This window comes from Arthrobacter sp. Y3223164 (assembly GCF_059091005.1).
The window spans coordinates 1-13348 of the sequence record NZ_JBNHGF010000045.1; the positions used below are offsets into that span (position 1 = coordinate 1).

Sequence of the window (13348 nt, forward strand, 5' to 3'; positions counted from 1 at the left end):
CGGCGACGCCGTGGCGCCCTGTCCGGCGGGGCGCGCGCTGTCATGACCGGCAGGAACTGTGCTGTCCTGGCTGTCCTTCCGGTGGCGGCCCTCGCCCGCCACCCTTAAACGCCGACGGCGGCGCCCTCCCCCGGGAAGCTAGCGAGCCCCCGGTGGGTGGGCACCGCCGTCGTCAGCGGTTTGACGGGATCAGACCGTCTGCACGGCGATTTCCGCGTCCAGGCGGGGCAGCCGCGGGAACCAGGGGTTCTCGCCGGGGGTGCCGATGTTGACCACCATGAACGTGCGGTGGGAGGTTCCGGCGTTGAAGTCCTCGTCGATGCCGGCGGCGTCGAACGCGCCCATCGGGCCGGCGTGCAGGCCCACGGCGCGGACGGCCATGATGAAGTAACCGGCCTGCAGCCACGCGTTGTTCTTGGCGACCTCGGCGCGCATTTCGGCGTTGTCGTCGAACATTGCCTTGCGCTCGGGAGCGTGCGGGAAGAACGTCTCGAAGTGCTCGTGCCAGTCGGCGTCGTAGCTGAGCACGGCGACCATCGGAGCCGTCAGCGTCTTGGCGCGGTTGCCCTCCGCCATGCGGGCGCCCAGCTTCTCGCGGGCCTCGGCGGACCGGACCCAGGTGATGCGCAGCGGCTGGTTGTTCATCATGGTCGGGCCCATCTTGGCCAGCTCATAGATGGCGGCGAGCTGCTCGTCCGAGACCGGCTCGGCGGAGAAGGTGTTCGCGGTGCGGGCTTCCAGGAACAGCTGGTTCGCGGCCTCGCGGTCCACGGCCAGTTCGTTCTCGAGGCTGACGTCAACGGTTTCGACGCTCATGTGACTCCTTAGTTGCGGGATGGGTCTACAGGGTTGAACACCGCCCCTCCATGCCGGAATTTCCTGCGGGCCTGTGAGGTTCGTTACGCGGCCCTCTGCATAGGCAAGGCTTGCAACCCGCCGCTAGGGTGGAGCGAAAACAGGAAGGCGGCATTCGTTGGTTAAGACCATGCAGGCCATGACCTACTCGCGGTACGGCGGGCCGGAGGTCCTGGAGCAGTCGGAGGTTCGGCGGCCAAAGGTGGCACCGGGTGCGGTGCTCATCCGGGTCAAAGCGGCCAGCGTGAACCCGGTGGACTGGAAAGTGATGGCCGGCGGACTGGACGCGATGCTGGACGTGCACTTCCCGGTGATTCCCGGCTGGGACGTGGCCGGAGTCGTCGAGGAGGTGGGACCGGATACCCCCGAATACGCTCCCGGCGACGAAGTCTACGCCTACGGCCGCCGGGACACCGTGAGCGGCGGAACCTACGCGGAGTTCGTGGCGCTGCCGGTATCCATGGTGGCGCGCAAGCCGAAATCGCTGGGCTGGGAGCAGGCCGCCGGGCTGCCGCTCACCGGCATGACAGCACAGCGGACCCTGGACGCCTTGGCCCCGTCAACCGGCGAGACAATCCTGATCCACAACGGGTCCGGCGGCGTCGGTCGAATCGCCATCCAGCTCGCCACCGAACGCGGCCTCCGGGTCATCGCCACCGCCTCCAAGCAACACCACCAACGGCTGCGGGAGTTCGGCGCGGAACCGGTGGAATACGGCGACGGGCTGGTGCACCGCGTGCGCGGGCTCGCTCCGCAGGGCGCGGACGCCGTGGCGGACTTCGCGGGAGGGGTTCTGGAGGAAACCTTGGCCGTGCTGCGCAATGGCGGCCGGCACGCGTCGATCGCCGATCCGACCGCAGGCAAGCACGGCGGCCACTACATCTGGGTACGCCCGGACGCTGCCGAACTCGCGCGGCTGAGCGAGCTGGCCGACGCGGGCAAGCTCACCGTGGACATCGACCGCACGTTTTCGATGGATCAGGCCGCGGACGCGATGCGCTACAGCCAGGAGGGCCACGCGTCCGGCAAGATCGTGCTGACGCCGTTTGCGGGACACGCCGGCTAGGACGTGGCCGGATAGGACGTCTGATAGGGCAAGGCCGGAAGGCGGCAGGTGGGTCAGGATGGCGGAGCAGTTTGCGACGATCGACGATTACATCGCGTCGTTCCCCGAGGACGTCAGGATCATCCTGCAGGAAATCCGGCAGACCATCCACAGCGCGGTCCCGGGGGCTGAAGAGAAGATCAGCTACGCCATACCGACCATCATGTTTGAGGGACACTATCTGGTCTATTTCGCCGGCTGGAAACACCACGTCTCGCTCTACCCCGTACCGGAAGCCGATGCGGCGCTGCAGCACGACATGGAACCGTACCTGGCGGCCAAGGGAACCCTGAAGTTTCCGCTGGGAAGGCCCGTTCCGTACGACCTGATCACCCGGGTGGCCAAGGCTTTGGCCCGGCAGCGCGGCCACGACGCAACCGACGCCTAGTTCCCCCCGGACGGCCCGGACCCCTCACGACGACGAGCCCGCCCCCAGCGGTCAAGCTGTGGGCGGGCCGGTTACGACGACGGGAACACCCTTACGACAGCCGGCCCGCCCCCAGCCGTTGAAGCTGCGGGCGGGCCCGGTGGCGCAGGCTGCGCTGGTCAGTCCTTCTGCGACGCCCGTCCCTTCGGCGCCAGCTCGGCCAGCAGTTCCTTGAGCCGCGCGTCGGTCAGGTACGTCATGCCGGTGAGCACGTCGGTGATCCGGCGCCGGTCCTCCGGCTTGAACCGCGTGCTGTCCAGCATGTCGGAGACCCACAGCCCGTCCATCGCCAGCCGGACGATGATCCCGATGATGCCCACGGGCTCGCGCGGGTCAAGATCCTGCCGGTCCAGCCGCTGGTTAAGGTAGACCAGCGACTCGGCCAGGTTCGGCTGCCGTATTGCCGTCGACAGCAACGCCGTCTGGTTGCGGTCGTTGTTGGCCCTGGCGTCGGAAAACGCCGCGATGTAGGCGCGCTCCTCGGCGCCCAGCGGCTCCGGATCGGCGTCGGCCCGCTCGCCCAGCTCGTGCACCAATTCCATGATGATCGCTTCGACGTCGCGCTCGACCTCGTCGATCGGCGCCCCAGGTTCGAACATGTTGCCCTCCCGTAGTTCCCCGGCGGGTTTGCCGCCTTGGCCAGTCTATCCACGGCGGTGCGGTGCCGCCGCGCCTCGGCATGGCGCGCCGAGCCCGCCCGGCTCCGCCCATATCGTAGTCAACTATTACGACGCCGGCGCCCGTCTTACGTGCCGCGCGTCACCCTTCTCCGGCCGCGGATAGTCTGTACGGGCAACTAATCGAACCCCCCGGAAAGGAGCAGCGTGGCCACCACCAGCGCCATCCGGCCGCGGGCAGACGCGGCATGGATCGTCGTCGTCCTGGCGGGCGTCACGGCCGCGATGCACATCTGGAAGCTGCCGTCGGCCATTCCCGTGATCCGTGACGAGCTCGGCATGTCCCTGGTGCAGGCCGGAGTGCTGCTGGGCGTGGTGCAGGTGGCCGGCATGGTCGGTGGCTTGGCGGTTTCCCTGCTGGCGGAAATGATCGGCGCACGCCGCTGCCTGCTGGCCGGCCTCTGGCTGCTCATCATCGGATCGGTCATCGGGGGGTTCGCCGACTCGGCCGCCGTGCTGATGGCCTGCCGCGCACTTGAAGGGGCGGGCTTCCTGCTGACCACGGTGGTGGCGCCAGGGCTCATCCGGGCGAACACGCCCGGGGTCCGCGTCAACCTGGCGGTCGGCTTCTGGAGCGCGTACCAGGGCTTCGCGACCTTCGCCGGGCTGGTGGCCAGCGCGCTCATCCTGCAGGCCACCAGCTGGCACACGTGGTGGTGGATCATGGCCGCCCTGACGCTCATTCCGATCCCGCTGGTGCTGAAGTTCGTGCCGCAGGACCCGCGGCACGACGGTTCCGGCCTGCCCGCGGCCACCCGTCGAATCGGCCGCACCGTCCGGTCCCCCAAGCCGTGGATCGCCGGCGTGGTGTTCGCCTGCTACACCGTCCAGTGGATGGCCGTGGTCGGTTTCCTGCCTACCATCTATGAGCAGAACGGGGTCACCGGGATCTGGCCGGGCATCCTGTCCGCGGTGGTCGGCGGCCTGAACGCGCTGGGGGCCATCGGCGCCGCTCCCCTGCTGCAGCGCGGCGTCCCCCCGCGGCTGCTGATGATCCCCACCTTCATCCTGATGGGCACCACGACGGTGCTCACCTTCGGCATCGACTGGACCGTTGCGCCGGGCGGCATGGCCTTCCAGTTCGCCTGCGTGTCGCTGTTTTCCATGGTGGGCTCGGTGATCCCGTCTACGCTCACCCGCATGGCAGTGGACCTGGCGCCGGCGGACGGGTCCCCGCCGGCCGCCATGGGGTTGATGCAGCAGATCTTCAACGTCGGCAACTTCACCGGCCCGGCCCTGATCGCCTGGCTGGCCACGGTTACCGGCGGCTGGCAGTCCACCTGGTGGATGACCTGCACGTTCGCGGCCCTTGGCATTGGCCTGAGCGTGTACTTGAGCGAGAAACGCCTGGGGCTTAGCTTCGCCCACCGGTAGGTCCGGGCGGGGCGGGGCCGGGTCTCCGGTGTGTTCGCTCCCATGTCTCGGACTAACTGCCCATCTTTGGCTACCCCTAAAGCGCGCTGACTAGGCGAAACGTCGGGAGCCGCCGCCAAGACGTGGGAGCGAAAAGCACCGCCACCGGGAACTCCCGCGAAGCTCCCGTCGCACCGCCCCGGCCGCTCCCGCGAAGCTCCCGCCGCACCGCCACGGGCACTCCTCCGCGAAGCCCGGCCGCGTCGTCGTCGGACTCTTGCCCTCGCCGCGGCCGAGGAGGAAGCTGGAATCACGGCAAGCGGCCTCCCCCTTTTCCCCAGGAGTGATCAGTGATGACCGATGCGGCCCAGTCCCCGGACCAGCCCCTGACCAACCGCCAGGGCCACAAGGTCTACGACAACCAGAACACGCGAACCATCGGCGCCCGCGGCCCGGCAACCCTGGAGAACTACCAGTTCCTGGAGAAGATGAGCCACTTCGACCGCGAGCGAGTGCCCGAACGCGTGGTGCATGCGCGCGGCACCACGGCCTTCGGCTACTTCGAGGCCTACGGCAAGTGGGGGGACGAGCCGATCGGCAGGTTCACCCGCGCCAAGCTGTTCCAGGAAGCGGGCAAGCGCACCGACCTCGCCATCCGTTTCTCCACCGTGGCCGGCGGCCGTGATTCCTCCGAGGTGGCCCGCGACCCGCGCGGATTTGCCGTGAAGCTCTATACCGAGGACGGCAACTGGGACATGGTCGGCAACAACCTGGGCGTGTTCTTCATCCGCGACGCGATCAAGTTCCCCGACTTCATCCACTCGCAGAAGCCGGACCCGGTAACGTTCGAGGCGTCGGTGCCGAACCGGGCGATGGACTTCTTCAGCCAGTCCCCCGAATCCATGCACATGGTCATGCTGGTTTTCAGCCCGCGCGGCGTCCCCGCCGACTACCGGCATATGCAGGGCTTCGGCGTGAACACCTACAAGTGGGTCAACGCCGCCGGCGAGACGGTGCTCGTGAAGTACCACTGGATGCCCAAGCAGGGCGTGAAGTCGCTGACCGCCGAGGACGCCGCGAACGTGCAGGCGCAGACCCTCGGGTCACACACCAAGGACCTCTACGACGCCATCGAAGCCGGCAACTACCCCGAGTGGGAGCTGGTGGTGCAGATGATGTCCGACGACGAGCATCCCGAGCTCGACTTCGACCCGCTGGACGATACCAAGGTCTGGCCGGAGGAGCAGTTCCCTCCCCGACCGGTCGGCCGGATGGTGCTGGATCGCACCGCCAAGAACTTCTTCGCCGAGAGCGAGCAGATCGCGTTCGGCACCGGCGTGCTGGTGGACGGCCTCGACTTCTCCGACGACAAGATGCTGGTGGGCCGCACGTTCTCCTACAGCGACACCCAGCGTCACCGGGTGGGCCCGAACTACCTGCAGCTGCCGGTCAACAGCCCGAAGGTGCCGGTGGCCACCAACCAGCGGGACGGCCAGTTGACGCACTTTGTGGACACCGCGCCGGGCCAGAACCCGCACGTTAACTACGAGCCGACTATCACCGGCGGGCTGCAGGAGGCGGCGAAGGATTCCGGTTACCACCACGCCGTCGGTCCCGAGATCGGCGGCCGGCTGACTAGGGAACGGATTGAGCGGACCAACGACTACCTGCAGGCCGGCCAGCGGTTCTACCTGCAAGAGGACTGGGAGCGCGAGGACCTGATCACCAACCTGACCAACGCGCTGGCGCAGTGCGACCGGCCGATCCAGGAGCGCATGCTCTGGCACCTCTACATGATCGCGGACGAGCTCGGCCAGGGCGTGGGCCGCGGCATCGGCATCTCGCTGGACGAGGTGAGGGACCTTGGGCCCCTGGCCAGCCAGAACCTTTCCGAAGCGGAGCAGCAGTGGATGGCCAACCTCGGCAAGAACGGGCCGCGTGACGTTTCGGGGCTAACCATGACGCACTGCGTGCCCAACGAACGCGTCAAAGTGGAGCGGTAGCGTCACCGCGCGACCTGCACGTTTAAGCTGCGGATGACCTGCGGAGATACCCGGCCCTCGGCCGAATCCTGCACGGATTCCGGCGGCCGGCCGCCCCGCCGGCCCTCGCCAAGCCGTGGCATCCGCGGTAGCGTCTGTCCATGCGAGTCGCGGTGGTCGGAGCCAGCGGGAACGTCGGTACAGCAGTGCTGCGCCGGCTGCAGAAGGCGCGGGGCGAACGCGCGGACGACGTGGAGATCGTCGGCATCGCGCGGCGGCTGCCCGATGCCACGACGGAACCGTACGACGGCGTCACGTGGGTTTCGCTGGACATCGCCTCCCGCGATGCCCGGGAAAGGTTGACGCAGGCGTTTAAGGGATGCGACGCCGTCGTCCATCTCGCGTGGCTGCTGCAACCGAACCACGATGAAGAGCAGTTGCGCCGGGTGAACGTGGACGGCACCGCGAACATGCTCGCCGCTGCCACCAACGCCGGCGTCGGGCAGGTGGTTTGCGCCTCGTCGGTCGGCGCGTACAGCCCCGGACCGAAGCACTCCCGTGTCCGCGAGGATTGGCCGGCCAGAGGCATCGCCAGCTCGCACTACAGCCGGTTCAAGGGCCAGCAGGAAGCGCTGTTGGACGAGTTCGCCGACGATCACCCGGAAATCAAGGTGGCGCGGCTGCGGCCCGGCCTGATTTTCCAAGCCGAGGCCGGCAGCCAGATCGGCCGCTACTTTGTGGGCCGGTGGATCCCCAAGTTCTTCGTCAACCGGCTACGGCTGCCGCTGTTCCCGTTCCCCGAGGAGTTCATCTTCCAGGCGTTGCATGCCAACGACGTGGCGGACGCCTACTGGCGGGTGCTGGACCAGGGCGCGAGGGGTGCCTTCAACGTGGCGGCCGAACCGGTGGTAACGCCCGGACTCGTCGCCTCCCTGTTCGGTGCCCGGCGCTGGCTGCCCGTTCCCGTGCCGCTGGTGCGGCAGTTGGTCGGCGCCGCGTGGTCCCTTCGGCTGCTGGCCAGCGACCCCGGCTGGGTGGACATGGCCCGCTACGCTCCGGTCATGGACACCAGCCGGGTCAGGGACGAACTCGGCTGGATACCGCAGGTGGATTCGTTGTCGGCGATCCGTGAAGTCCTGGCGGGAATGGCCGGGGCCGGAGGGGTCACGGAATCCCCCGCGATGCGCCCGCGCAGCCGCTTGACCCGTGCGAAGCCGGAGACCGGCGCGTAGTGTGGCCCCATGGGAAGCCGCGCGAAGAGCGCAGCTGCCCGGTCTGATCCCACAGGACGACCCGCTCGAGAAGGAGGACCTGATGAATCCGAACGAGGAGCGGCGCCCGGAACACCCGGACGACGCGAATGACGACACTCTGACTCCCGCCGACGCAGGCGGCATCGACAAGGAAGTCAACGAGGCCCACATCCCGGTCCACGGTGACGAGAAACTCGCCGACGACTTGGTCAAGAAGGCCTACGGTGACAAGGACCAGGACGGCCGCGGGGACGCGCCCAACGCGCCTTTCCCCGGCTGACTGGCACCGCCCGCACCTCCACCTAGCACCGCCCATCAACCGTCTACAGACAGGAGCACGCTGTGAAAGGGAAACTCACATTCGGCGCCGGCATCGCCCTCGGATTCGTCCTGGGTTCGAAATCCGGAAGGTCCGCCTACGATTCCTTGAAGGCCAAGAGCCAGGAGTTCTGGCAGAACCCAGCGGTCCAGGAAAAAGTGCACGAAGCCACGGACCTGGTCAAGGAAAAGGCACCAGGCGTCGCCGACCGTGTTACCGAAGCGGCCAAGAAGGCAGGGTCCGCGGCGACCTCCAAGCTGCCCGGCAACCACGGTTCGGGTAAGGACGACGGAGGCACCACTGGCCCCACGACCACCGCCGGCGGCACCACGGGCACCACCACCCTCGGCGACACCACCATGTCGGATCCGGCGCAGAACGATGAACTCGGGCAGAGCTGGACGGGCGAGGGAGGCACCATGCCTGACGGCCCCGCCACCCTCAACAGGGACGACGACCTGCGCCCGCCCGGAGTTTAACCCGCCCGGGATTCTGGCGGGCCGGGCCCCTCGCCGGGGCTCCGCCTGCATTAACGGCAGAGGGAAGGACTGGCATGACGGAGAACGACACCGGCCAGGTCAAAGGTCCGCGGGACCAGTCGGGCACCGCGGCAGATCCGCCGGATGCTCAGGAGCAGCAGGCGGCCGATTCCGCCCCCGAGCCCGAGGGCAAGGAGGGCATGAACATCGCGCCCGGGCCGGCTGAAGAGAAGGACCAGGAAACGCCGGACGACCGCGGGCTCACCACCGACACGAGCCCGAGCGACTGATCCACCGCGGGCACGGCAGCGGCCGTCGAGATACGGCCGCTGCCGTGCCACTGTTCGGCCGCTGCCGTGCCCGTTGCGCCGCTGCGACGCGACCCGGTGCACAGCCGGTTAATCCGCCTTGACCACCGGCAGGTCGCTCCACTCGGTGGTGTAGCGTGGCGAGGAAAATTCGCGTTTCATTGACCACGCCGCGGGGGCCGCCAGCCCGCCCTGACCGAGGCCGATCGAGGCTTCGCCGAACTTGGTACGCACCGCGCCCAGCAGGTCGCCGATGTGCCGCTGTTCCAAATCGCTGACGAAGGGGTCGAAGGTTTGCTGGCCGGCCGCGGGCTCCAGCCCCGACAGCAGGACCCCTGCCCGGACATAGTGGGCGCCCGGAGTCAGGCAGCCGCGCATGGCGGCCACGGCAGCCTTGGTCAGCTGGATCGGATCCTGGGTGGGCGTCGCCAGGTTGACGCTGGCCGCGGGAAACGATGCCTCGCCGCCGGCGAACCTGCTGGTCCCCGCAGTCACCGTCAGCACCGAGGCGCGCAGTCCCTCGGCCGCCATCCGGGCCGCCCCGCGTTGGGCATAGACCGCCATCACCTGGTCCATCTGCTCGAGGGTGGTCACCGGCGTGGAGAAACTGCGCGAGAACATGATCTGCTGCTTGTCGGCCCGCTCCTCCGCGTGCGGGATGCAGGGCGTCCCGTTCAGCTCCAGCACGGTTCGCTGCAGCACCACGGAGAACTTTTTGCGGATTGCCTGCGGGTCGGCGGCCTTGAGGTCTGCGATCGACTCGATCCCGAGGGCGTTCAGCCGTTTCCCCGTCCGTCCGCCCACGCCCCACAGCCCGGTGACCGGGACGCGTGACTGGATCCAGGCGATGTCGGAAGCGGGCATCGAGCCCAGCGAGCACACTCCGGCCATCTGGGGATTCCGTTTGGCAACGTGGTTGGCGAACTTCGCCAGCGTCTTGGTCTGCGCCACGCCGACGCTGACCGGCACGCCCACCTGCCGGATCACTGCGGCACGGATTCGGCCGGCAGTCTCCAGCAACTGGGCCTCGTCGCCGGGCAGGCCCAGGAACGACTCGTCGATCGAATAGACCTCCTGCCAGGCCCCGAACCGGCCGAGCACTTCCATCACCCGGGCGCTTAGGTCCCCGTACAGCTCGTAGTTGCTGGACCGCGCGACCAGCCCCCAGGCCTTGGCCCGCGGCGCCACCTGGAACCACGGCGTCCCGGTCTTCAGCCCCAGCTGTTTGGCCTCCTCGGAGCGCGCCACCACGCAGCCGTCATTGTTGGAGAGCACGACGACGGGCCGTCCCTCGAGGGACGGATCGAAGACCCGCTCGCAGGAGACGTAGAAATTGTTGACGTCCACCAGCGCGATCCGTTCGCCGGGCCGGCCGGAGGTCGCTCCGCCGGAGCCCGACGGCTGGCCGGAGGCCGCCCCGCCTGCCCCGGGCACGGGGGCGCTAGACATGGTGCAGGCAACGGGTGGCGACGCCCCAGATGCTCAGGTCGGCGAGTTCGCCCACCTCGGTGGGAACGCCGCCGTCGTCCGCCTGCAAGCGCACGCCGTCCGCGGTGAGATGCAGGCGCCGGACCACCAGTTCCCCGTCCAGCACCGCGACCACTACCGAACCGTCGCGCGGGGTCAAAGAGCGATCCACGATCAGCTCATCGCCATCACTGATCCCGGCCGCGGCCATCGAGTTTCCGGCCACCCGCATCACAAAGGTGCTGGTGCGGTCACGGATCAGGTGCCGGTTCAGATCGATGCCGCCGTGGAAGTAGTCCCTGGCCGGCGACGGGAAACCGCGCGCCTCCTCGGGCGCTCCGCTGCCCATCTCCGGGCCCGCCGACGCATCCGACGGCTGCTCTACACCGAACATCCCGACCCCCGTCTTCGAACAAAGCTTCGAATCCAACAGTAGCACCGGCCTGCCGCGGCCTACATATGAGCCAGCTGCACTCAAGTTCGGGTAGCTTCTGGAATAATCCTGCCGTAGAGGCGTTAACATGAGTCGAAGGCACTCACGTTCCACAGGAGGATTATCCATGCCACTGTTCTTCGGACCAGCTTCCGGCAACGGTTCATTCGACGAGTTCCTGGCCCGCTACCTGCAGGGCCAGCGGGCGGCCCAATCCCGCACGGTCGACCTCACCCGGCTGCTCAGCCGCCGCACCCATGAGGTGCTGGCGCAGGCAGCCCGGTTCGCCGCAGGCCTCGGCCACATCGAGGTGGACGGGCTGCACATCCTGCACGTCATGGTCGGCCAGGAGCCGGCCGCCAGCCAGATCAAGCTGACCGGCGCGGACCCGCAGACCATCGCGCGTTCCGCGGAGCAGGGCCTGCCGGAAAAGACCGGCCCGACCCGGGAAACGCCGTCGCTCACGCCGTCGGCGCAGCGTGCCCTGCTGGACGCGCACCAGGTGGCCCGCGCGTTCGGCTCCACCTACATCGACCCCGAGCACCTCTTCGCCGCCTTCGTGCTGAACCAGGAGACCCCCGCCGGCCAGATCCTGGCCGGCGCGGGCGTCACCCCGCAGGCACTGCAGCACGCGGCGGAGACAGCTGCGGCGCAGCCCGACGGCCCCACCCCTGCAACCGGCCCGCAACAGAGCACCGGCACCGGGTCGGAAACTCCCATGCTGGACCAGTTCGGCACCGACATGACGGCCCAGGCCCGGGAGAGCCGGCTGGACCCGGTGATCGGCCGCGCGGACGAAATTGCCCAAACCATCGAAATCCTCGCGCGCCGGACCAAGAACAACCCGGTGCTGATCGGCGAGGCCGGCGTGGGCAAGACCGCCATCGCCGAGGGGCTGGCGCAGGCCATCGTGGCCGGCGACGTCCCGGAACAGCTGCGCGGCAAGCGTGTGGTGTCGCTGGATCTGCCGGGCATGCTGGCCGGCACCCGCTACCGCGGCGACTTCGAGGAACGCCTGACCAAGACCCTGGACGAGATCAGCGCCGCGAGCAGCGAACTGATCGTGTTCATCGACGAACTGCATACCGTGATCGGTGCCGGCGGCGGCGGCGAGGGCGGCATGGACGCCGGCAACATCCTCAAGCCCCGGCTGGCCCGCGGCGAACTGCACCTGCTCGGCGCCACCACCCTTGGCGAGTACCGCAAGGTGGAGAAGGACCCTGCCCTGGAGCGGCGCTTCCAGCCCGTCATGGTCTCAGAACCCTCGATCGAGGACGCCGTCCGCATCCTGTCCGGCCTCAAGGACCGTTACGAAGAACACCACCAGGTGGCCTACACCGAGGCAGCGATCCGGGCCGCCGTCGAGATGTCCTCCCGCTACCTCACCGACCGGTTCCTGCCGGACAAGGCGATCGACCTGATCGACCAGGCCGGCGCGCGGCTGAGCCTGCGACGCGGCCCGCGCGTTGACGTGGAGGCCTTGCGCGGCCGGCTGGCCGAGCTGGAGTCGGCCAAAAACGCCGCCGTCGCCGAGGAACGCTACGAGGACGCCTCGAAGCTGCGCGACGAGATCGAAGAGCTGAAGGCCCGGCTGGAAGCCGCCTCCGCCCAGCAGTCGGCCCCGGGTGCCACGGAAGACCACGACGGCGGGGCCCGCCCCGGCGTCGCGTCTTCCGATGTGGTGGGCGAGGCCGAGATCGCCGAGATCATCTCCCGCGCCACCGGCATTCCGGCCGCCCGGCTGACCCAGGGCGACCGGCAGCGGCTGGCCCGGTTGGAGGAGGACCTGCACGCCCGGGTGATTGGCCAGGATGATGCGGTGACCGCTATCGCCAGGTCCGTGCGGCGCAACCGCACCGGCATGGGGGACGAGGGCCGGCCCGTCGGCAGCTTCCTGTTCCTGGGCCCGACCGGTGTGGGCAAAACCGAGCTGGCCAAGGCCCTGGCGGAGTCGCTGTTCGGTGACGAGGACGCCATGGTGCGCTTCGACATGAGCGAATACGGCGAGCGCCACACCGTCTCACGGCTGGTCGGCGCCCCTCCGGGCTACGTCGGCTACGGCGAGGCCGGCCAGCTGACCGAACGCGTCCGCCGGCGCCCGTACTCTGTGGTGCTGCTGGACGAGGTGGAGAAGGCCCACCCGGACGTGTTCAATCTCCTGCTGCAGGTCCTCGACGACGGACGCCTTACCGACGGGCAGGGCCGCACCGTGGACTTCCGCAACACCGTTGTGATCATGACCTCCAATCTCGGCTCGGAGTTCCTGGCCAGCAAGGGCGGAGCGCTGGGCTTCACCGCCAACGACGGGGTGGACGGCTTCGGAAGCGAGCAGGATCTGCGCGCCCGGGTGATGGGCCGGCTGCGCGAAACCATGCGGCCGGAGTTTTTGAACCGGATCGACGAGATCGTGCTGTTCCGCAAGCTGGATCAGGAGCAGCTGCGTTCCATCGTGCGGCTGCAGTTGCGCAAGACCGAAGCCCGGCTGGCGGCCCAGGGCATCGCGCTGGAGGTTGGCGAGGACGCCGTGGAATGGATCGCAGAGGCCGGCTACGAGCCCGAATACGGCGCCCGGCCCCTGCGCCGCGTGATCCAGCGCGAGCTGGATGACCGGATCGCGGACCTGCTGGTGGCCGAGGCCGTTGCAGACGGCGGGCGAATCCGCGTGGCCGCCGGCGACGACGGGCTGCGCG

13 protein-coding genes are annotated in these 13348 nt (G+C 68.6%); 9 read left to right on the forward strand and 4 right to left on the reverse strand.

Features of this window, described 5'->3' with window-relative positions:
* Nucleotides 1–189: 189 nt before the first annotated feature.
* Entirely contained in the window at nt 190–816 is a 627-nt protein-coding gene (locus tag AC5RUJ_RS04500; RefSeq protein WP_494002227.1) for a malonic semialdehyde reductase, read from the reverse strand.
* A 169-nt stretch (nt 817–985) separates the two neighbouring features.
* Between AC5RUJ_RS04500 and AC5RUJ_RS04505 the strand changes: the two genes are divergently transcribed.
* Both AC5RUJ_RS04505 and AC5RUJ_RS04510 read left to right on the forward strand, forming a co-directional pair.
* Nucleotides 986–1921 carry an NADP-dependent oxidoreductase gene (locus tag AC5RUJ_RS04505; RefSeq protein WP_494002352.1) on the forward strand — a complete coding sequence of 312 codons (936 nt, stop codon included), beginning with the start codon at nt 986–988 and terminating at the stop codon, nt 1919–1921.
* Between the two features lie 58 nt (nt 1922–1979).
* Complete coding sequence (locus AC5RUJ_RS04510) at nt 1980–2348, forward strand: iron chaperone (RefSeq protein WP_494002226.1); 369 nt, start codon at nt 1980–1982, stop codon at nt 2346–2348.
* 158 nt (nt 2349–2506) lie between these two features.
* Here AC5RUJ_RS04510 and AC5RUJ_RS04515 read toward each other — a convergent pair whose 3' ends face one another.
* Nucleotides 2507–2986, reverse strand: a complete 480-nt coding sequence (locus AC5RUJ_RS04515; protein WP_494002225.1) for a TetR family transcriptional regulator — start codon at nt 2984–2986, stop codon at nt 2507–2509.
* Nucleotides 2987–3211: 225 nt separating this feature from the next.
* Between AC5RUJ_RS04515 and AC5RUJ_RS04520 the strand changes: the two genes are divergently transcribed.
* The 6 genes from AC5RUJ_RS04520 to AC5RUJ_RS04545 all read left to right on the forward strand — a co-directional run bounded on the left by AC5RUJ_RS04520 (nt 3212) and on the right by AC5RUJ_RS04545 (nt 8740).
* Nucleotides 3212–4438, forward strand: a complete 1227-nt coding sequence (locus AC5RUJ_RS04520; protein ID WP_494128593.1) for an MFS transporter — start codon at nt 3212–3214, stop codon at nt 4436–4438.
* A gap of 332 nt (nt 4439–4770) precedes the next feature.
* Nucleotides 4771–6420 (forward strand): catalase, encoded by a 1650-nt coding sequence (locus AC5RUJ_RS04525; RefSeq protein ID WP_494128606.1) that lies wholly within the window; start codon nt 4771–4773, stop codon nt 6418–6420.
* Between the two features lie 140 nt (nt 6421–6560).
* Complete coding sequence (locus AC5RUJ_RS04530) at nt 6561–7631, forward strand: NAD-dependent epimerase/dehydratase family protein (protein WP_494128594.1); 1071 nt, start codon at nt 6561–6563, stop codon at nt 7629–7631.
* An 82-nt stretch (nt 7632–7713) separates the two neighbouring features.
* Nucleotides 7714–7932 carry a hypothetical protein gene (locus tag AC5RUJ_RS04535; RefSeq protein WP_494002222.1) on the forward strand — a complete coding sequence of 73 codons (219 nt, stop codon included), beginning with the start codon at nt 7714–7716 and terminating at the stop codon, nt 7930–7932.
* A gap of 62 nt (nt 7933–7994) precedes the next feature.
* Nucleotides 7995–8450, forward strand: coding sequence for a hypothetical protein (locus AC5RUJ_RS04540; RefSeq protein WP_494024669.1), 456 nt, complete (start codon nt 7995–7997; stop codon nt 8448–8450).
* Nucleotides 8451–8524: 74 nt separating this feature from the next.
* Nucleotides 8525–8740: a hypothetical protein gene (locus tag AC5RUJ_RS04545; protein ID WP_494048896.1), complete on the forward strand. Its 216-nt coding sequence runs from the start codon at nt 8525–8527 to the stop codon at nt 8738–8740.
* A 108-nt stretch (nt 8741–8848) separates the two neighbouring features.
* Here AC5RUJ_RS04545 and AC5RUJ_RS04550 read toward each other — a convergent pair whose 3' ends face one another.
* Both AC5RUJ_RS04550 and AC5RUJ_RS04555 read right to left on the reverse strand, forming a co-directional pair.
* Nucleotides 8849–10207: a Y-family DNA polymerase gene (locus AC5RUJ_RS04550; RefSeq protein ID WP_494128595.1), complete on the reverse strand. Its 1359-nt coding sequence runs from the start codon at nt 10205–10207 to the stop codon at nt 8849–8851.
* A complete protein-coding gene (locus AC5RUJ_RS04555; protein ID WP_494013756.1) occupies nt 10200–10574 on the reverse strand; it encodes a LexA family protein in 375 nt (124 codons plus the stop codon). The genes AC5RUJ_RS04550 and AC5RUJ_RS04555 overlap by 8 nt, the downstream gene beginning before the upstream one ends.
* 211 nt (nt 10575–10785) lie before the next feature.
* Here AC5RUJ_RS04555 and AC5RUJ_RS04560 point away from each other — a divergent pair.
* A partial coding sequence (locus AC5RUJ_RS04560; protein WP_494155630.1) for an ATP-dependent Clp protease ATP-binding subunit occupies nt 10786–13348 on the forward strand: 2563 nt, incomplete at its 3' end.